The sequence below is a fragment of the Bradyrhizobium sp. RT6a genome (assembly GCF_040547675.1).
Classification (GTDB): Bacteria; Pseudomonadota; Alphaproteobacteria; order Rhizobiales; family Xanthobacteraceae; genus Bradyrhizobium.
Genome location: NZ_JBEPQC010000006.1, coordinates 22,606 through 40,950, shown reverse-complemented (window position 1 = coordinate 40,950; position 18,345 = coordinate 22,606). Strand labels below are relative to the sequence as shown.

The 18,345-nt window shown below is 64.9% G+C and carries 18 protein-coding genes; 6 read left to right on the top strand and 12 right to left on the bottom strand.

The window, feature by feature from the left end; genetic code table 11:
* Position 1 precedes the first annotated feature (1 nt).
* On the bottom strand, positions 2–466 hold the full coding sequence (gene phnG / locus ABIC03_RS27630) for a phosphonate C-P lyase system protein PhnG (protein WP_354062731.1): 465 nt from the start codon (positions 464–466) through the stop codon (positions 2–4).
* Between the two features lie 119 nt (positions 467–585).
* Between phnG and phnF the strand changes: the two genes are divergently transcribed.
* On the top strand, positions 586–1,317 hold the full coding sequence (gene phnF / locus ABIC03_RS27625; RefSeq protein WP_354062729.1) for a phosphonate metabolism transcriptional regulator PhnF: 732 nt from the start codon (positions 586–588) through the stop codon (positions 1,315–1,317).
* A 108-nt stretch (positions 1,318–1,425) separates the two neighbouring features.
* On the opposite strand, the gene phnE (ABIC03_RS27620) is transcribed toward phnF, so the two are convergent.
* From phnE (ABIC03_RS27620) to phnC, 4 genes are all read right to left on the bottom strand, one after another.
* Positions 1,426–2,274, bottom strand: coding sequence for a phosphonate ABC transporter, permease protein PhnE (gene phnE / locus ABIC03_RS27620; protein ID WP_354062727.1), 849 nt, complete (start codon positions 2,272–2,274; stop codon positions 1,426–1,428).
* On the bottom strand, positions 2,271–3,155 hold the full coding sequence (phnE, locus tag ABIC03_RS27615) for a phosphonate ABC transporter, permease protein PhnE (RefSeq protein WP_354062725.1): 885 nt from the start codon (positions 3,153–3,155) through the stop codon (positions 2,271–2,273). Before phnE (ABIC03_RS27615) ends, phnE (ABIC03_RS27620) begins: the two co-directional genes overlap by 4 nt.
* Positions 3,156–3,232: 77 nt before the next feature.
* Positions 3,233–4,168 carry a phosphonate ABC transporter substrate-binding protein gene (gene phnD / locus ABIC03_RS27610; RefSeq protein WP_275174042.1) on the bottom strand — a complete coding sequence of 312 codons (936 nt, stop codon included), beginning with the start codon at positions 4,166–4,168 and terminating at the stop codon, positions 3,233–3,235.
* 63 nt (positions 4,169–4,231) lie between these two features.
* Positions 4,232–5,041 (bottom strand): phosphonate ABC transporter ATP-binding protein, encoded by an 810-nt coding sequence (phnC, locus tag ABIC03_RS27605; protein WP_354062722.1) that lies wholly within the window; start codon positions 5,039–5,041, stop codon positions 4,232–4,234.
* A 184-nt stretch (positions 5,042–5,225) separates the two neighbouring features.
* On the opposite strand from phnC, the gene ABIC03_RS27600 reads away from it, so the two are divergent.
* Genes ABIC03_RS27600 through ABIC03_RS27590 form a run of 3 tightly spaced genes read left to right on the top strand, consistent with a single transcriptional unit; the run spans position 5,226 to position 7,804 of the window.
* Positions 5,226–5,897: a transferase hexapeptide repeat family protein gene (locus tag ABIC03_RS27600; RefSeq protein ID WP_354062720.1), complete on the top strand. Its 672-nt coding sequence runs from the start codon at positions 5,226–5,228 to the stop codon at positions 5,895–5,897.
* Positions 5,894–7,087: an alpha-D-ribose 1-methylphosphonate 5-triphosphate diphosphatase gene (locus ABIC03_RS27595; protein WP_354062718.1), complete on the top strand. Its 1,194-nt coding sequence runs from the start codon at positions 5,894–5,896 to the stop codon at positions 7,085–7,087. The genes ABIC03_RS27600 and ABIC03_RS27595 overlap by 4 nt, the downstream gene beginning before the upstream one ends.
* A gap of 18 nt (positions 7,088–7,105) precedes the next feature.
* Positions 7,106–7,804, top strand: a complete 699-nt coding sequence (locus tag ABIC03_RS27590) for a DUF1045 domain-containing protein (protein ID WP_354062716.1) — start codon at positions 7,106–7,108, stop codon at positions 7,802–7,804.
* 3 nt (positions 7,805–7,807) lie between these two features.
* Here ABIC03_RS27590 and ABIC03_RS27585 read toward each other — a convergent pair whose 3' ends face one another.
* The 6 genes from ABIC03_RS27585 to ABIC03_RS27560 all read right to left on the bottom strand — a co-directional run bounded on the left by ABIC03_RS27585 (position 7,808) and on the right by ABIC03_RS27560 (position 14,717).
* The gene (locus tag ABIC03_RS27585) at positions 7,808–8,401 is read right to left on the bottom strand and encodes a hypothetical protein (protein ID WP_275174094.1); all 594 of its coding nucleotides are present in this window, start codon (positions 8,399–8,401) and stop codon (positions 7,808–7,810) included.
* A 77-nt stretch (positions 8,402–8,478) separates the two neighbouring features.
* Positions 8,479–9,879: a selenium-binding protein SBP56-related protein gene (locus ABIC03_RS27580; protein ID WP_354062714.1), complete on the bottom strand. Its 1,401-nt coding sequence runs from the start codon at positions 9,877–9,879 to the stop codon at positions 8,479–8,481.
* A gap of 318 nt (positions 9,880–10,197) precedes the next feature.
* Positions 10,198–11,139, bottom strand: coding sequence for a dihydrodipicolinate synthase family protein (locus tag ABIC03_RS27575; protein ID WP_354062712.1), 942 nt, complete (start codon positions 11,137–11,139; stop codon positions 10,198–10,200).
* A gap of 124 nt (positions 11,140–11,263) precedes the next feature.
* Complete coding sequence (locus ABIC03_RS27570) at positions 11,264–13,345, bottom strand: methyl-accepting chemotaxis protein (protein WP_354062710.1); 2,082 nt, start codon at positions 13,343–13,345, stop codon at positions 11,264–11,266.
* Between the two features lie 119 nt (positions 13,346–13,464).
* The gene (locus ABIC03_RS27565) at positions 13,465–14,235 is read right to left on the bottom strand and encodes an enoyl-CoA hydratase (RefSeq protein WP_354062708.1); all 771 of its coding nucleotides are present in this window, start codon (positions 14,233–14,235) and stop codon (positions 13,465–13,467) included.
* Between the two features lie 11 nt (positions 14,236–14,246).
* Positions 14,247–14,717, bottom strand: a complete 471-nt coding sequence (locus tag ABIC03_RS27560; protein ID WP_354063201.1) for a MarR family winged helix-turn-helix transcriptional regulator — start codon at positions 14,715–14,717, stop codon at positions 14,247–14,249.
* 209 nt (positions 14,718–14,926) lie between these two features.
* Here ABIC03_RS27560 and ABIC03_RS27555 point away from each other — a divergent pair, with 209 nt between their 5' ends.
* Entirely contained in the window at positions 14,927–15,385 is a 459-nt protein-coding gene (locus tag ABIC03_RS27555) for an ATP-dependent Clp protease adaptor ClpS (RefSeq protein WP_354063199.1), read from the top strand.
* The gene (locus ABIC03_RS27550) at positions 15,382–16,644 is read left to right on the top strand and encodes an AAA family ATPase (protein WP_354062706.1); all 1,263 of its coding nucleotides are present in this window, start codon (positions 15,382–15,384) and stop codon (positions 16,642–16,644) included. Before ABIC03_RS27555 ends, ABIC03_RS27550 begins: the two co-directional genes overlap by 4 nt.
* Positions 16,645–16,665: 21 nt before the next feature.
* Here ABIC03_RS27550 and ABIC03_RS27545 read toward each other — a convergent pair whose 3' ends face one another.
* A complete protein-coding gene (locus ABIC03_RS27545; RefSeq protein WP_354062704.1) occupies positions 16,666–18,327 on the bottom strand; it encodes a tannase/feruloyl esterase family alpha/beta hydrolase in 1,662 nt (553 codons plus the stop codon).
* Positions 18,328–18,345: the final 18 nt, after the last annotated feature.

Below are 18,345 nucleotides of genomic sequence, written 5' to 3'. Positions count from 1 at the left end.
CTCACCCTTCACCGCGCACCATGGTGTAGAAATCAACCTTCGTCGCGGCGGTCTCGGCCGCCACCTGCTTGCGCCTGATCATCAGCTGCTCACGCAACGGCGCGATGATCTCCCGCTCCACCGCGCCGCCGAAATCGCTGGACTGCACCAGCGCATCGCACAGCGCGATCAGCCGCGCCTTCTCACCGTCGCGACCGAGCGTGTAACCGAAGCCGACCTCGCCGCTCGCAAGCCGCACCGCGGCGCGCGACACCGTCGCTTCGCCGAGATTGAACGGCGCACCGTCGCCACCGACGCGGCCGCGCAGCATGACGAGGCCGTTTTCCGGCGCGCGCAGATCCTGATGCGCCGGCAGGGCGAAGGCGCGGAGGCGAGCGGCGATCTCGCCCGCCTCCGCGTGCGCCAGCACGGCCATTGCGGCCTGGCGCTGGGCTTGCTGATTGTTGTGCTGGGTCACCAGATCCACCGAACTTTTCTGCAAAACTTGCCGAATCCAAGTTGTCTATGATACTAGACAACTTGATACCGGAGCGCCATGACTGTTTCGTGACAAAGGCGTGATTTCTGGAGTAGCTTGCCGGCCACATGAGCATGCAGGACACAGCTTCCTCCGGCGTCGCGTTGTGGCGCCTCGTTGCCGACGGCATCGAGCGCGGCATCGCCGACGGCCGCTTTGCGGCCGGCGACAAGCTGCCGGGCGAGGTGGAGATCGCCGAAACCTATCGCGTGAACCGCCACACCGTGCGGCGCGCGCTGGCAGCGCTTGCCGAGCGCGGCATCGTGCGGGCCGAACGCGGCAGCGGAACCTATGTCGAGGCGCAGAAGCTCGCCTATCCACTGCGCTCGCGGACCCGTTTCTCCGAGATCGTCGGCGCCGACGGCCGCGAACCGCATGGCCGGTTGATCGAGGCGTCGGATGATGTCGCGACCCGCGAACTCGCGCGCGAACTTGGATTGAAGGCCGGCGCACCGTTGGTGCGGATCGAGGCGATGCGCCTCGCCGACCGCACGCCGATCTGCGTCTCCACGACGTGGCTGTCGGCGCAGCTGTTCCCGGGTGCGGGCGAGATCTTTGCCGCGACCCGCTCCATGACGAAATTGCTCGAGCATTACGGCGTCCGCGACTATCGCCGCGGCGCGACCCGGATCACCGCCGGCATTGTCGATGCAACCGACGCCGCACGGCTCGATCTGGCGCTGGGACGGCCGATCCTGGTGGTCGACGCCACCGACCAAGATCTCGACGGTAAGCCGCTGGTGACCAAGCATTCGCGCTTTGCCGCGGAGCGGGTGGAGTTTCTGGTGGAGAACGGGTGAGAATGGTAGGGTGGGCAAAGGCGCGCTTGCGCCGTGCCCACCATCTATCCAACGCTGCGATTAAAGTGGTGGGCACGCTTCGCTTTGCCCACCCTACGAGATCGATGATCAGGCCACCGCCCTTCGGCCGATGATCGCAAAGCGGAGTTTGCCCGAGACGAAATCGATCGCGGCGACCGCGACCAGGATCATCAGGATCAGAAACGACACCTTCTGCCATTCCAGCACGCGAATCTGCTCGGCGAGCTGGAGGCCGATGCCGCCGGCGCCGACGATGCCGATGATGGTGGCCGAGCGCGTGTTGGATTCGATGAAATAGAGCACCTGCCCGGCGATCACAGGCAGGACCTGCGGCAGCAGGCCGAAGCGAATCTCGTGCAGCGCGCTGCCGCCGGAGGCGCGGATGCCCTCGACCTGCTTCTGGTCGGCGCCCTCGATCGCCTCCGAAAACAGCTTTCCGAAGGCACCGAAATCGGACACGGCGATGGCGAGCACGCCGGCAAACGGGCCGAGCCCGACCACGTTGATCCACACCAGCGCCCAGATCAGCGTATCGACGCCGCGGATCGAATCCAGGAAACGTCGAATCGGGAAGCGCAAAATGCTCGACGGCACGACGTTACGCGCGGCAAGAAGACTGACTGGCAGCGCGAACACCGCCGCCAGTGTCGTGCCGAGCAGCGCGATCGACAACGTCTCGCCCAACGCCTTCAGATAGATCGGCAGCGACGAGCCGGGATCCGGCGGGATCATCATCAGGCTGATCCAGCCGAGCTGGCTGAGCCCGGCGACGAAGCGCGAGGGCGAAAAATCGAGATCGATGAGGCCATAAACCAGGATCGCGAGCGCCGCGACGATCATCGCCGGCATGGCGAGCCGCGCCGAGGCCGGCCGGTCGAACACATCAGGGTAGCGCGCGCGAAGCTCTCGCGTGTCGATCTCCTGCGGCCCCGTCACGTCCGCGCCTCCTTGCCGAACAGGCGGCCGCGCAGCCAGCCGGTGCTGATGTCGATGATGAAGACCGTGACGATGATGGTGAGCAGGATCGCGCTGACGTCCGAGTAATAGAACTTGCGGATGGCGACGACGAGCTCCTGGCCGATGCCACCGGCACCGACGAAGCCCATCACGGAGGCCTCGCGGACATTGATCTCGAAACGCAGCAGCGCGTAGCTGGCATAGCCTGCCGTGACCTGCGGCAGGATGGCGAAGCGCATGCAGGAGAGCCAGCTCGCGCCGGTCGAGCGGACGCCTTCGACCGGTTTCATGTCGGCGTTCTCGACGATCTCCGAGAACAGCTTTCCGAGCGCGCCGGTGGAGTGAATCGCGATTGCCAGCACGCCCGCCATCGGTCCGAGGCCGAACGCGATCACGAAGATCAGCGCAAACACGATGCCGGGCACCGTGCGCGCGAATTCGAGCAGACGCCGCACCACGAAACGCACCCAGGGCGCGGGCGAGGTGTTTTCAGCCGCGAAGAAGTTCAGGCAAAAAGCAAAAGTCGCGCCGATCAGCGTGCCGACATGGGAGATCAGCAGGGTCTCGCCCAGCATCTTCAACCATTTGCGCCAGCCCCAGAGCCATTCGCCGACATCGGTCCAGACCCGCTGGCCGGTGTCGAGTGTGAGGATGCGGTCGAAATAGCTGATGAAATTGCCGTAATGGGCGAACAGCGTGCGCAGATTCACTTCCGCGCCGATCGCCGCGAGACACAGTGCTGCGGCGAAGATCATGGCTCCAAACAGGAGTCGGAGCCGCTTGCGCGCGACCGCCTGACGATAGGCGGCGTTGAGCACGGCGAGCTGCTGCTCGGGAAGGATCGAAACCGCGACGGTCATCTGGTCAAGGTGAATGTTCACTCAAAAAGAGAAAGAGCCGGGTCCATCGACCCGGCTCCAGTGCGTCGTCCCGAAACTCAGGACGCCTTCTTCTTACGCAGCGCATCGACGAACTTGATCAGTTCGATCGTGCCATCCCAATCCTTGGTGGTCGCGGGATGAAAACCCTTCTTCTGGCCGTCCTGGAGGCGATCGAACGCAGCCTTGTCCTTGGCCGGCGCGTCGAAGAACGCCTTGGCGATCGCGGCCTTGGCCTCTTCCGGCAGATCGGAATTGTAGGCATAGGGGCCGTTGATGATCGGCGCCGACTTGTGGATGATGCGGAAATCGTCCTTCTTCATCGCCGAGCCGTCGGCATTCTTCAGCATGCCCTTAGTCAGCATCTGCGCCAGCGTCGAATCGTCGTCGCTGGTCCACTGGTTGGCGGCAACGTCGACCGTGCCCTGCGCCAGCGCCAGGATCGCGTTCTCATGGCTGCCGGTGAAGACGACCTTGCTGAAATAGGTGTCGGCGTCCGCGATGCCCAACTTGTCGAGCTCGAAGCGCGGCACGTTGTTACCGGAGGTCGAGTTCGGGTCGACGAGGCCGAGGTTCTTGCCCTTGAGCTGGTCGATGCTCTTGTAGGGGCTGCTCGCCTTGACGAAGAACGCCGAGTAATAACCAGTGGAGCCGTCGGCGTTGATGTCGTTGGCGAAGGCGTCGGTCTTGACGCCGGTGAGGCGGGCTCGGGCGAACGACGCCGAGCCGTAGCTCGCGATGTGGATGTTGCCGGCGCGCTGGCCTTCGATCACGGCCGCGTAGTCGTTGGCGATGCGCAGCGTGACCTTCACGCCCAGTTCCTTGGACAGGTAGCTCATGAACGGCGCCCAGCGCTCGGTCACGCCCGAGGCGTTTTCCGCCGGAATGACCGCGAAGGTCAGCTCGGGATATTTGGCCTTCCAGTCCTCGGCGGAGGCTGAAGTCGTGAACGCGAGCGCGGCGGCGCCGGCAAGAATCAATCTGCGAGTGATCATGATACCCTCTTCATCGGTTGGGGTCGGTTGACGCAAAACTGGTGACTATTGATGCGGCGCGGCTCAGGCGGCGGCCGCCGTTCCAAGCGCCGGAATGCCCTCTCGCACCGGCGCAGGCATGCCGCCCATGACATCGGCGGCTTCGAGATCGTAGAGCTCGCGCGCAACGTGCTCGGTCAACTCCGCCGGCGCGCCGTCGAACACCACGCGACCCTGCGCCATGCCGATCAGGCGGTCGCAATAGCTGCGCGCCAGGTCGAGCGAATGCAGATTGCAGAGCACGGTGATGCCGAAGTGCTTGTTGATCCGCAGCAGGGCATCCATCACGATCTTGGTGTTGCGCGGATCGAGCGAGGCAATCGGCTCGTCGGCGAGGATGATGTCGGGCTGCTGCACCAGCGCCCGGGCGATCGCGACGCGCTGCTGCTGGCCGCCGGAGAGCTGATCGGCGCGCTGGGCCGCGAGCGGGGCGATATCGAACTGTTCGAGCGCGGACATCGCCAGCGCCTTGTCCTGCTCGGGCCAGGTCTGCGACAGCGAGCGCCAGGCCGGCATCGTCGCAAGCCGACCCATCAGGACGTTGGTGAGGACATCGAGCCGGCCGACCAGATTGAACTGCTGAAAGATCATCGCCGAGCGCGCCCGCCACTGCCGCAGCTCCTTGCCGCGCAGCGCCGTGACGTCGAGGCCGTCGAACAGGATGCGACCCTGCGAAGGGGTCGCGAGACGGTTGATGGTCCGCAGCAGGGTCGACTTGCCGGCGCCGGACCGTCCGATCACGCCGACGAAACCGCCGGGAGAAACTTGAAACGAGGCATCGTCCACCGCGGCTTTCACGCCGAAGCGACACGTCAGACCTTCAACCACCAGCATGCAGGGCTCCAGAGTAGCTGGGACCCACCGCTAACGCCGGCGCTTGACACTTGTGTGACACGGACATTGCGGTGCGGCGATCCTACACACCTCATCCACACCTCATCCCCTGTCATCGCGTCGTCATGACATTGTCATCAAGCCGCTCGAAGAGAAACGCCCGCCCTCTCGTTCGGATAGCAACATGGCCGCCAAAGCTCTTTCGGTCCAGCCGACCATCGATCCCTCGGCGACGCTGCACGACACCAGGCTTGGGGCCTACACCGAGGTCGGCGCGCGCACGATGCTTCACGAGGTGACGATGGGCGATTACTCCTATGTCGTGAACGACGCCCAGATCACCTACACCACCATCGGAAAATTCTGCTCGATCGCGGCGATGACGCGAATCAATCCGGGCAATCACCCGATGCACCGCGCCACGCAGGCGCACTTCACCTATCGTTCGAGCGCCTATTTCGAAGGCGAGAGCGACGACACGGACTTCTTCGACTGGCGGCGCCAGCACCACGTCCATATCGGCCATGACGTCTGGATCGGCCATGGCGCGATCGTGCTGCCGGGCCGCAACATCGGCACCGGCGCGGTGATCGCGGCCGGCGCCATCGTCACCAGGGACGTTCCGGCCTACACCATCGTTGCCGGCAATCCGGCGCGCATCGTTCGCCGGCGGTTCTCGGAAGACGTCGCCGGACGGCTCGCCAGCCTCGCCTGGTGGGATTGGGATCACAACAAATTGCGTGCAGCATTGCCCGATTTCCGCAAGCTCGGCATTGAAGATTTCCTCACGACGTATGAAGCACGAGCGAATTCTCTCAAGGGTCCTCTTGGCAGCAAATCAAGCGCGGTCGCGTGACAGACATTTTTCTTGAGGGGGGCCGGACCCTGATCGGCTCCGAGCTGGTGGAGACGTCGCTTGCGTTGTCCGGACAGGACATCGCCGAGATCGATGCGTCTCGCGGGCGGGCCCGGCTTGCGATCGACGCGCGCGATCTGCTGGTCCTGCCGGGCATCGTCGATCTGCATGGCGATGCCTTCGAGCGGCAGATGATGCCGCGCGCCGGGGTCGACTTTCCGATCGACGTGGCGCTCGCCGACAGCGACCGCCAGGCGATCAGCAACGGCATCACCACGGTGTTTCACGCCACGACCTGTTCGTGGGAGCCGGGCCTGCGCAGCGCCGACAATGCGCGCGGCCTGATGGAGGCGATCGAACGGCAGCGCCCGCAATTCGCCGCCGACACCCGCTTTCATCTGCGCCACGAGACCTACAATCTCGACGCCGAAACCGAGATCAGCCAGTGGCTCAGCGAGGGCCGCGTCGACCTGTTCGCCTTCAACGACCATATGGACGGCACGGTCGGGGACATGGCCAAGCCCCGCAAGCGCAATCGCATGGTGGAGCGCACCGGACTGTCGAGCGAGGAGTTCGACCGCCTCGTCGGGCGTGTGCTCTCCCGCGCCAGTGAAGTGCCGGCTTCCGTGTCACGGTTGGCCGCGGCGGCACGCGCCGCCGACGTGCGGATGCTCTCGCATGACGATGCGACGCCGGTGATGCGCCAGGGCTTTCGCGCCATGGGCGTGGCGATCGCAGAGTTTCCGATCAACGAGGAGACGGCGCGGGAGGCGGCAAGCCACGGCGACGCCATCGTCTACGGCGCGCCGAACGTCGTGCGCGGCGGCAGCCACACCGGCTGGACCAAGGCATCCGACATGATTGCCAAAGGGCTCTGCTCAGTGCTGGCCTCGGACTATTACTATCCCGCGCAGCTGCTCGCTGCGTTCCGCCTCGCCGCCGATGGCGTGCTGCCGCTGACCAAGGCCTGGAACCTAGTCTCCGCCGCGCCCGCGCGCGCGGCCGGCCTTGCCGATCGCGGCGTGCTCGCGGAAGGCCGACGCGCGGACATCCTGCTGGTCGACGACAGCGTGCCGCTGCGGCCGCGGCTGATCGCCGTGATATCAGGCGGCAAGCTCGTGCATCTCACCGACGCGACGCGGTTGCTCGGCATGGCAGCTACCCCGCGCGAAGCTGTCGTCGCGGCATAAACCCGCTATGCTCGGACGATGACAAGTTTCCCCCGCTACGCGATCTATTTTGCCGCAGGCGTCGACAGCGCCCTCACCCGCTTCGGCGCGGAGTTGCTCGGCTACGATGCCTATACCGGCAACGAGCTGCCCTTTCCCGCTGACGCATCGCGTCCCGCGCCGGACTGGCGCGACATCACCGCCGATCCCCGCAAGTACGGTTTTCACGGCACGCTGAAGGCGCCGATGGCGCTCGCGCCGGACAGGACAGAGGCGGAGCTCTTGGCGGCCTGCGCGGCCTTCGCCGGCAAGGCGCGGACGATCCCGGTGATTCGCCCTATCGTCGATTCCATCAGTGGTTTTATTGCGGTCATTCCGGCTGATCCGGTCGGTGCGCTCCAAGAGCTCGCCGCCGATTGCGTCCGCGCGTTCGACGGCTTTCGCACCGCCCTGACGGCGGAGGATCGCGCGCGTCGCAAACCCGAGAAGCTCAGCGAGCGGCAGCGCGACTATCTCGACCGCTGGGGCTACCCCTACGTGATGGAGGAATTCCGTTTCCACATGACGCTGACGGGGCGGCTCGACGCGGAGCGCCGCGGCCCGATTCTGGACACGCTGCGGGGAAGGTTTGCTGCTCTCGGTCTCAAGACGCTTGCGATCGATCGCGTCGCGCTGTTCAAGCAGGATGACGCCAAAGCTCGCTTCCGCATCATCGGCGAGTGGGCCTTGACGCAGTAAGCGTCAGTGCCAGCTCGCGAGATTGAAGCCGAGCGCCACAACGCCAACCAGAATGAGGCTGGTCGACCAGATTACATCCAGATTGAACCAGCTTCGCGAGACGAACCTCAATCCCAGATGGCGGTAGACCAGCCATGCCAGGCATCCGCCGGCGCTGACCATGGCGGCAACGTGCACCAAAGACACCAGCACCGCCATCCCGAGACTCGCCTTCATCAGCGCGCCGGCGGCCTCATGGCCGGCATCGAGTTCGAAGGCCTGGCAGAGCCCGAGATAGATCGGCACGAGCATCAAGGCGGCGCCATGAGCAATGGCAACGGCAAATGACCAGAGCGCCAATTGCGTCGGCGGAATTCGTGCCAGCGCGCGCGGATGGCGCCGCTCGACCAGCCGATAGACGCCGAAGCCGATGAGGAGAAGGCTCGCGCCGAGCTGGATCGAGCGCTGCCACTCGGCCAGCACGAGCAGGAGCGCGAATGGCAGCAGTACGAGAAGTGTTGCCAGGAGATGTCCGGCCGCCAGAGCCCACAACGCACGAAAGAGCGCGCGCGGGCTCTTGTCCATGAGCCCGGCCGAAACGGCGAGCGGCCAGCCCATTCCCGGATTGACCCCGTGATAGAGACCGCTCGCAACAAGAGCGAGCCACAGCCAGCCCTGGCTCGCGTGTGCCCAATCTAGGCCGACGGGTAGCAAAAGGAGTCCGTCGAACAATCGCCGCCCTCCAGCCTAATCTGGTGCGCACGATATCCGTCGGGGAAGCTCACGAAGTAGTTCTTGTCGAGCTCGAGGCCACCATTGTGACCGACATTGGCCATGACTTCCACACCCGGAACGCCATCGGGATAGAACTGGTCATCCCAGGTGGAATAGAGCGAATTGGTCCAGTACACCCGCCTGCCGTCCCGGCTGATCTCGACCATCTGCGGACCGGCCGCAAATGCCTTGCCGTTCGGATGGGGGGTGCGGCGCGCGATGCCGCCGATGTGAACCGAGCCCGCAAGCTTCGGCTTTCGCGGATCACTCACGTCGTACTGGCGCATTTCACCCGTGCCCCAGCACGAGACATAGAGAAAACGATCATCCATCGACAGATCGATGTCGGTCACCAGCGGCGGCACGGCGCCAAAGCCCTGAAGCAGCGGCGGGAGCTTCTCCTTTGGCGCAGGCTCGGGAGGGATCGTCGCCGTCTTCTCCGCATGGAATTTTCCGCCTTCGCGCCACCAAGTCCAGATCGATGCTTCGAGATTCGTGGTGTCGACCACAACGCCTACGAAGCCGTATTCGCGAACCGGATCGTGCGCCGGCCGTACCTCCAGCGCCATCTGATGATTGGCGCCGAGGTCGATAGTCTGCACGTTGCGACGGGCGCGAAGATCCCAGAAGTGGAGACGATGGCCATATTTGTTCGCCAGCAGATCTTCCGCGACGATCCCGTTCTCGAACTGCGGCGGCAACGCCCATTCACTCGTCACCATGTAGTCGCGCGGCAGGTTCCACCAGAAATCATAGTGCAGCGTCTGCGGACCGCGGTCGATCTCCCATCGTCCAAGGACCTCGAACGTCTCGCAATCCATGATGAAGACGCCTGGAGGCCCGTTGGTGCCGTCCTTGCCGCCGCCGCCGAGCGTGCTCACATAGACGCCGTCCGGCCCGCAATGGATGGTGTGCGGCCGCGAATAGCCGGTCTTTTTGAAGACTTCCTCGGGCTCGATGATCTTGTGGATTTTGGCTTTGGTCGGATCGGGCTTGGTATCGATGATGTAAATCCGCGACGAGCGCAGCCCGGGGATGATGAGATAGCGCCGCTCGATGAAGGCATGCCCAGTGAGCGGCGACAAGGCGGAGGAGCAGGCATTCCAGCCGAAGTGATGAAACTCATCGCCCTTGTTGGGCATCGTCACGGTGTGGACGATCTGGCTGTAGGTCGGCGATCCCGGCTTGACGTCGATGACCGCGAGAGCATCCGGTTTTGAAAAATCCGGACTGAGCAGCAACGTGTAGGCAAAGTTCTCGGCAGCTGCTTCCATCGCAAGCTTGGGCGATGCGTGAAAGGTGGGATCCGGCCTCATCGTCATGGCACTGCCTCCCTGTTTCGTTGGTTCGCACCAACCTGCTTCGGAATAGCGGCATAATGAAGAGTTGTTGCGCGATGTCTCGATATGCTCCGCGGGCCTGGTTGGCGAGCGTACAATATGTCATCGCCGGGCTGCGCGAAACCGCCCGAACCGCGTTAATTCGACGCTTTCAGCCGGATGGAAGCTGGCGGGATCAGGCCAGGGCGCGCACCTCACACCGTGCATCACACTCAGTGTCGTCCCGGCCTAGTGCGCAATCGCGCACGGGAGGCGGGACACATAACCTTCGGGCGCGCTTGTCCAGGACGCCGGCAGAGGCTACTTCCCCCACCTCAACGCCAGCGCATCGCGCTCCTTGGCCAGCTCCAGCAGCCCTGCCCGCGTCGCCGGATGCAGCGGTTGCAACGGATGCCGCACCGTGTCCGACTTGATCACGCCGCCGGCCTGCATCATCGCCTTGCAGGCGATCAGGCCGCACTGGCGGTTTTCGTAGTTGATCAGCGGCAGCCAGCGTTCGTAGGCGGCTTTCGCCTCTTGGCGTTTGCCGGCGAAATAGGGATCGACGATCTGGCGGATGCCGTCGGGGTAGCCGCCGCCGGTCATCGCGCCGGTGGCGCCGGCATCGAGATCGGCGAGCAGCGTGATCGCTTCCTCGCCGTCCCAGGGACCCTCAATATCGCTGCCGCCGGCCTCGATCAGGCTGCGCAGCTTTGACGCGGCGCCCGGCACCTCGATCTTGAAATAGCGGATGTTGGAGAAGTCGCGCGCCAGCCGCGCGAGCAACTCGACCGACAGCGGCGTACCGGCGACAGGCGCATCCTGGATCATGATCGGAATATTGATCGCGCCCGACAGCACCTTGAAGAATTCGACGACGCCTTTCTCGGGCACGCGGAAGGTTGCGCCGTGATAGGGCGGCATGACCATCACCATGGCGGCACCGGCCGCCTCGGCCTGCTGGCTGCGCGCGGCGCAGACGGCCGAGCTGAAATGCGTGGTGGTGACGATCACGGGAACGCGGCCCGCGACATGCTCCAGCACCGCATGCATCACGGTCTCGCGCTCGGCATCCGTGAGCACGAACTGCTCGGAAAAATTGGCGAGAATGCACAGACCGTTCGAGCCTGCGTCGATCATGAAATCGATGCAGCGGCGCTGTCCGTCGAGGTCGAGCTCGCCGCGCGCGTCGAAGATGGTGGGTGCGACCGGGAACACGCCGCGATAGGGGCGCTGGGCCTTGTGTTGGGGCGTGACCGGCATCGAACTCTCCATCCCTGATATCTCTTACATGTGCCGCAACGCTCGCGCAGCATCACAGATGTAGCCGCCGCGTGCATCGGCGGCAATGCCGATCGCGCGACGGTGGGACGGAAGATTGTCGAAGTTATGCGGTCCTCACCGCGCCCAAAAAGCCCTCGACCGCTACGCGGAGACGATCGGCGTCGGCGGACATTTTCGTCACGGATACCGACAGGACCGAACCGGCATTGCCCGTCTCCTGGTTGAGCCTGGCGACGCTGCCGATGGTGTCGGTGACCTCGCGGGTTCCCTGCGCGGCCTGCTGGAAGTTGCGGGAGATCTCGGTGGTGGCCGCGCGCTGCTGCTCGACGGCGGCGGCGATCGCCGTCATCTTCTCGTCGATGCCGCTGATCGCGCCGCCGATCGCGCGGATGGCAGTGACCGCCTGGCCGGTCGCGCCCTGGATCTCCGCGACCTGGCGGGAGATCTCTTCGGTCGCCGTCGCCGTCTGCGAGGCGAGGCTCTTGACCTCGCCGGCGACCACGGCGAAGCCGCGACCGGCCTCGCCCGCGCGCGCGGCTTCGATGGTGGCGTTCAGCGCCAGGAGATTGGTCTGCCCTGCGATGGCGTTGATCATCTTCACGACCTCGCCGATGCGGCCAGCGGTCTGATCGAGGATCTCGACCGTCGCATTGGTCTGCGCTGCCTGCGACACGGCTTCGCGGGCCTCGCGGGCACTGGCCTGCACCTGCGCCGAGATCTCGCCGACCGAAGCGGAGAGTTCCTCAGTCGCGGCCGCGATGGTCTCGAGATTGTTGGTGGCCTGTTCGGCGGAGGACGAGACCGCCGCGGTCTGGCTGCTCGATTCCGAAACCAGCGAGCGCACGTCGGTCGCGGTGGCATCCAGCTCCTTCGTCGACGCGGCAACGCTGTGAATGACGGCTTGCACGGTGTCGTCGAAACTGCGGCAAGCCGCATCGACGGTGCCGGAGCGGGCGAGCTGCAGCGCCTGCTGCGCTTCGCGTTCCCGGCCCAGGCGTTCCGCGGTCGCGGCACTCTCGCGCAGGCTTTCGAGCGCGGCCGCCATGGTGCCGAACTCGTCGGGATACCTGGATTGCGGGACGGGCGTCGCGTAGTCGCGGGCGCTGATCTTGGCGATCGCATCCAGGATGGCGCGCACGGGGCGCATGAGGCGATTGCGGACCACGTAGACGCCGGTCAGGGTCACGGCCAGCGCGAGCAGGAACGCGAGCGACTGCACGACGAGATTGGTGAGCGCCTTGGCCTGAACCGTTTCCGCCCGGACGATCGACTGGTCGAGCGCCTTGTTCGCGACCGCGACGATGGACGCGAAGGGTGACTGACACAGCGTATTCCATTCCGCGGCGGGCATCGCGGGCTTGCCGCTGCCGTCGAAATTCTTCGTGAGGTCCCCGATCTGCTTGAGGGCACCGTCGGTCTTGGCCTTCGCGTCCGTCGCGGCCGTCACCAGCTCCGCCGCCACGCCGGGCGCAGCCAGCAACTCGGCCATGCCCGCCCAGCCGGAGGTGATCGTGCCATCCCATTGCGCGACTGATCGCTTTTGAGCGTCGTCGAGCGGCTTGCTGCTGTTGACGTTGGAGCGAAGGGACGAACAATGGATTCCATAACGATCGCGCACCTGCCAGGCGAAGCGCCGGACCTGGATCATGCGGGCGATGAAGGGGTCGTCCATCCAGGCACGGTTCGACACCGCGGTGGAGGCGAGGTTGGCCGTTTCGATCACCTTGGTGACGGCATCGTACCAGGAATTGGTCCGCTCGATCTTGCGTTCGGCGCGCGGGCGCTTGGCTTCATCGTAGAACAGCTGGAATTGCGGGGAGGCGGCGCTCCAGCCTTGCTTCAATGTGCCAGAGAGTTCGTCGCGGCGGGCGAAGTCGACGGTGGCAAGCGCGGCGCCGATCGCGTCATAGCCGCCCTGCTCGGCCTTCTCCGCCGCCTCGAGTTTGGCACGCGGATCATCCTCGCCGAGGATCGCGCTCTGGGCATCGCCGCGATTGTTGCGCAGCGCCAGCACGCCATGGAAGATCGCCTTGTCGGCGGCGGCAAGCCGCGCGGTCTCGAGGCTGTCGCTGTAGCGGCCGAACGCTCCGACCATCTGGATCGCCGTAGACGCCAGCGCACCCGCGGCCAGCAGGGCCATCAAGGTCAGCAGGAGCGAACTTACCGATTTCTTAAACATTGCCATGGTGTCGGGGCCTACGCTTTCTAGCGTCACCTTGCCCGCGACATGCCAATGTTCCGTTAAGGTTTTAATCGAACTGGCGTGAGTTTCCGACCCGACAAGCCTTCCTGCAGCCCCGGATCTCACGCAACCTTGGTGAAATCCGGCGGACGGCGTTCCGCAAACGCCGTGAAGGCCTCGCGCGCCTCGGCGGTGCGCAGGCGCAGTCCGAACTGCTCGCCTTCGGCATTCATCTGCGCGACCAGCGCCTCGCCATTGCGCATCAGCTTCTTGGTGGCGGTGAGCGCGCCGGCCGGCTGACGGGCAAGACGCTGCGCCAGCGCGAGCGCTTCGGTATCGAGTTTGTCGAGCGGCACCACGCGGTTGGCGAGCCCCCATTCCAGCGCGGACTTGGCCGGCACGGTCTCGCCGAGCGCGAACATCTCGTAGGCCCGTGCGTAACCGATGCGCGCGGGCATCAGCAGGCTGGAGGCGGCTTCCGGCACCAGCGCTAGGCTGACGAAGGGCGTCGACAATTGCGCGTTGTCGGCAAGCACGACGAGATCGCAATGCAGCAGCATCGTGGTGCCGACGCCGACGGCGCGGCCCTGCACCGCCGCAACCAAGGGACGGGTGCAGCGCGCCAGCGACTGGATGAAGCGCACGACGTTGCGGCTTCCTTCCGACTTGCCCGCTGCGACCGCGGCGAATTCGCCGACGTCGTTGCCGGCAGTGAACATGTCGCCTTCGCCACGGATCAGGATCACGCGGGCCGACGTATCGGACTCGGCGGATTCGATGGCATCGGCGAGCTTGCCGTACATCGCATCCGTCAGCGCGTTCTTCTTGTCGGGGCGCGCCAACGTGAGCGTGAGAATTCCGCCGTCGTTCTGGATCCGGACGTGCTCGGTCATGGGTCTCTCCTCTATTCCTCTGGATCTCGCGAAAGTTCTCTTAGCTCTCTTGGAAATTTGTCCTGAATGCTGGTCAGCCAGCGCGCGACGATATCGATCTCCGCACTGGTGAATCCGTCCGTCAACGCGGCGTTGACCTGTGCCGCGTTGGCTTTTGCCTGTGCGAGCGCTGCACGGCCCTTCGGCGTCAGCCAGACGCGCCAGGCGCGCCCGTCCTCCCGATCGGCCCGCCGCTCGATCAGCTTTGCAGCTGCCGTGCGGTCGACGAGGCCGGAGATGCCGGCCGGCCCCAGATCGAGCGCCGTGCCCGCCTCGCCCATGAGCACGCCGTCTTGCTTGCCGAGAATGAACAGAAGTCCTGCCTGCGCCGGCGTGACCTCGCTCGAAGGCTGCGCCGCCATCCAGCGCTGCAAGCGCCGCTGCGCAACGCTGAGCAGGTAGATCAGCCGATGATGCCCCGCGCCGGCCTCCTTATTTCGCATGCGAAATAGATAATCGAAGCGGCTCGGAATGTCAAAGCACGGCAGGCGGATCGATGTGCCGCGGCAGTCGTCGAGCAACAGGCCGCACCGGCGCACCAGGACCTCACCCACCAATCGCAATTAGGTGCCGCCGCAACGCTTGACGGTCGCTTCTTTTTGTGTTCCCTATTCGTTCTATTCAATCATAGATTGTTCCGGAGACCTTCGTGATGAACAGTATGCGTGGCCCGAACCAGCCGACCCAGCTCGTAATTCATAATGACGATGATACGCCGGACCAATTCGTGATGGATCTGCTTCGGCAGGTTTTTGGCAAATCAGACCGTGAAGCGACCGCGCTGATCACCCAGATCGAGCAGAAGGAAAGGGCGGTTTGCGGACCTTACCCCCAATCCGTCGCCGAAGCCCTTTTCAAATCTGCGCAACAATCCATCGGCCTGGCCGGCCATCAACTGCAGGTCACGCTTGAGGCGGTCACGCTCCTTGCGAACTCTGCGGCAAGCCGGGGGGACAGATGGACGTGCGTATCGGCAGCCGCACGGTCTGGCTGTGCAGCGACTGCATGCGTGCGGCGGATGAGCCCTCGAACGAACAAGAGGAAGATTTCGACTTTGCTTGCGACGTTCTCGATTGGCACCTTGCCAGCACCGCGCGCAGCAAGCTCGTGACCACGATCCGCCAATTTCCCGGCCACATGCGGGTCGATCTCCAGGCCGCGGTCGACCGGCTCTTCGGCAACGCCATCCGGCTGGTGGGATTGAACGAGGAGCAGCGCTACGAAACGCTGTCGATTCCACGACTGCTCAAGGAGGGCCGCTATGCGATCGCGATTGCCCCACTGCAATATTCCGACGTCGACGTAGGCGAGAAGAGCCCGGTCAAGTGTCTGGATAACGGATTGTGGCTGTGTGAGCAGGATCATCTCCGCTATGCGGTTTTGCTCTGCGCACACCGCGAATACAGTCGCGAGCCCGGAATTCGGATCGAGATTCTCGTGCCCGCAGGTTCCGCAGGCGCGGCTCTGGTCCAGCAATGCTTCAGTGAATTGGAAGAAGCCGTACAGGCTGCGCGGACCTATCGCGGCAAGATCCTGTCGCTCGATGCCGACTCCGACTATCGCGGTCGCTCGCGCGGCATCACGGTGCATCGCTTGCCGCAGGTCGCGCGCGACGAGGTGATCCTGCCGGAGCAGACCCTGCGGCTGCTCGATCGCAACGTTCTGACCTTCGTCAACACCCGAGACCAACTGCGCCGGCTGGGTCAATCGACACGCAAAGGCATCTTGCTGTACGGGCCGCCGGGCACCGGCAAGACCCACACGATCCGTTATCTCGCAACGCATTTGCCCGGGCATACGACGCTGATCATCACGGCCGAACAAATCGGTCTACTCGGCGCCTATATGAGCCTGGCACGGCTGCTCCAGCCGTCGATGGTGGTGATCGAGGATGTCGATCTCATCGCCCGTGACCGCGATGACATGGGGCCGTGTGAGGAATCCATGCTGAACAAGCTGCTCAACGAGATGGACGGCCTGAAAGAAGACGCCGACATCCTGTTCGTCCTGACCACCAACCGGCCGGAGGACCTCGAGGGAGCTCTCGCGGGTCGCCCCGGCCGCATCGATCAAGCTATCGAAGTGCCGCTGCCCGACGAGACTGGCCGCGGCAAGCTGGTCCGGCTCTACGGCAAAGGACTGCCAATCGAGGACGCGGTCATCGCCGAAGCGGCCCGTCGCAGCGAAGGCACGAGTTGCGCCTTCATCGAGGAGCTGATGCGGCGGCTGGCGCAAGGAAGCATCGCGCGGGACGGCGGCAACACCGTGATCTCCGCCGATATCGACGAGGCGCTTGACGACATGCTGTTCTCCGGCGGCCGGCTCAATGCGCAGCTGCTCGGCGGCGCCCAGGCGATGGCGGCGGGGTGACGCACCGAAGTGGCGCGCCTGCTAGGGCGCGCAGGTGAAGCTCGCCGCCTCTGTCACCGGGCCGCTCTTGTAGTGCGGCCACGCCGGCCAGCGGCACAGCGGCAGCGCGCGAAGCGTCGCAAAGGACGGCGCTTCGACCTTCTGCTCGGTGACTTCCAAATCGCCGGGCGCCTTGCCCTTTTCGACCCAATCGACCAGCACGCTCAGCATGTCGACATTGGCCGGCGCGCCGGAGCCGACGTGGTCGACCCCGGGCGCGGTGTAGAGCCGCGCGAACTCCGCCGTCTCGGCCTTGCCGAGCTTGCGTTCGACGTTCTCGAAATAGCGGATGCCGGCATAGGGACTCTGCGCGTAGTCCGCCATGTGTTCGAGCATGATCAACCGGCCGCCGCGGGCGCGGAAGCGGCTGAGATCGGGGTCGGTAGAATCCATCAGGCTGGAGACCTCGAGCAACCGCGCCTTGTGCTGTTCGGGCTTATACGTCGTCACGTCGAGCTTGGGATCGCGCGCGAACACATATTGAATTCCGCCGGCGCCGTAGATCCAGGCGATGCCGTTGTTGGGCGCAGGCGGTTGCGCGGGAGGCGCCGTGCCGAGCCACCACGCGACCCAGCCGCCGGTCGGGCCAACCGCCGGCGTGTCTTCACCCGACACGCCCCAGCCCGGATAATCATCGAGACCGTTGGCGAGCGGGAACGGGAATTTGTAGGTCGCATGCAACGTGTCGATCGCCTTGATCTGTGCGTCGGTGAGGCACTGATCGCCCGACTTGCCGCTGGCGCAACGCAGCGTCTCCGCCTTGAACGCCGCCTTGCAGGACACGGGATCTTGCACCAGCGCGTCATCGGAGCCATCGGCCTTGTCGCAAGCGGCCCGCACGGCATCGCCCACGAGCTTCACCTGCGCCGGATTGATCCAGCCCTCACCCATGGTCGCGAGACCCGAGCGGGTGCCGGCATGCTGCAGGCCGACCCAGTTGATGACGGGCACGCGGGCAAAGATGCCGTCGAAATCATCAGGGTAGCGCTGCGCCATCGTCAGGCCTTCGCGGCCGCCTTCAGACGACCCCATGAAGTACATCTTCTCAGGTCTCTTGCCGTAAGCGCGCTGCATCAGCGCGACCGCGGCATCGCGCACCTTCTTGTAGGCGCGATGGGCGAAATTCTCGAAGGCTTCGTCGTTGAGCGCGAACAGCTGCGGCGGCTCGCCCGGCTTGGACTCATGACCGGAATCCGTGCCGTAGGTGACGAAGCCGCGCGCGAGCGGCGACGGCTTGTCGAAGGGATAGGCCGGCGGCAGCGCCAGGCCCGTGATCAGCACGCCATTGAATCCGCCGCCGCCATATTGCAGCGAGCGGCCGTTCCATTCGACGGGCAAATTGACCTGAAACTTGATCGGGGGCGCCTTGGGATCGGCGGGATCGATATGGCCGAGCAGCTTGCAGAAGCCGGGGTTGGCGGGCGTGACGCGCCCCGACGGCGTCGGGCCGCGTTCGGCCACGGCCAGTTGCGACGGCGCCAGCAACGTCGCCGAATCCACCTTTACGGCGTCAATGCTGCCGACGAGAACCTTGCAGACGGTGTCCGCATCCTGGGCCAGCGTCGCCGCCGAGGCGGAGCTCGCGCCCAGCGCGGCCGCTGCACCCACTAGCAATGCGCACAGCTTCACATGGATTTGCGCCATCGTTTCCCCCTGATTTTC

Coding starts and splice junctions, on each gene's coding strand:
- phnF (WP_354062729.1), top strand. CDS start 586: ATGAGCATGCAGGACACAGCTTCCTCCGGCGTCGCGTTGTGGCGCCTC.
- phnE (WP_354062725.1), bottom strand. CDS start 3,155: ATGACCGTCGCGGTTTCGATCCTTCCCGAGCAGCAGCTCGCCGTGCTC.
- phnD (WP_275174042.1), bottom strand. CDS start 4,168: ATGATCACTCGCAGATTGATTCTTGCCGGCGCCGCCGCGCTCGCGTTC.
- phnC (WP_354062722.1), bottom strand. CDS start 5,041: ATGCTGGTGGTTGAAGGTCTGACGTGTCGCTTCGGCGTGAAAGCCGCG.
- ABIC03_RS27600 (WP_354062720.1), top strand. CDS start 5,226: ATGGCCGCCAAAGCTCTTTCGGTCCAGCCGACCATCGATCCCTCGGCG.
- ABIC03_RS27590 (WP_354062716.1), top strand. CDS start 7,106: ATGACAAGTTTCCCCCGCTACGCGATCTATTTTGCCGCAGGCGTCGAC.
- ABIC03_RS27585 (WP_275174094.1), bottom strand. CDS start 8,401: ATGGGCTGGCCGCTCGCCGTTTCGGCCGGGCTCATGGACAAGAGCCCG.
- ABIC03_RS27580 (WP_354062714.1), bottom strand. CDS start 9,879: ATGACGATGAGGCCGGATCCCACCTTTCACGCATCGCCCAAGCTTGCG.
- ABIC03_RS27575 (WP_354062712.1), bottom strand. CDS start 11,139: ATGCCGGTCACGCCCCAACACAAGGCCCAGCGCCCCTATCGCGGCGTG.
- ABIC03_RS27570 (WP_354062710.1), bottom strand. CDS start 13,345: ATGGCAATGTTTAAGAAATCGGTAAGTTCGCTCCTGCTGACCTTGATG.
- ABIC03_RS27565 (WP_354062708.1), bottom strand. CDS start 14,235: ATGACCGAGCACGTCCGGATCCAGAACGACGGCGGAATTCTCACGCTC.
- ABIC03_RS27560 (WP_354063201.1), bottom strand. CDS start 14,717: ATGCGAAATAAGGAGGCCGGCGCGGGGCATCATCGGCTGATCTACCTG.
- ABIC03_RS27555 (WP_354063199.1), top strand. CDS start 14,927: ATGAACAGTATGCGTGGCCCGAACCAGCCGACCCAGCTCGTAATTCAT.
- ABIC03_RS27545 (WP_354062704.1), bottom strand. CDS start 18,327: ATGGCGCAAATCCATGTGAAGCTGTGCGCATTGCTAGTGGGTGCAGCG.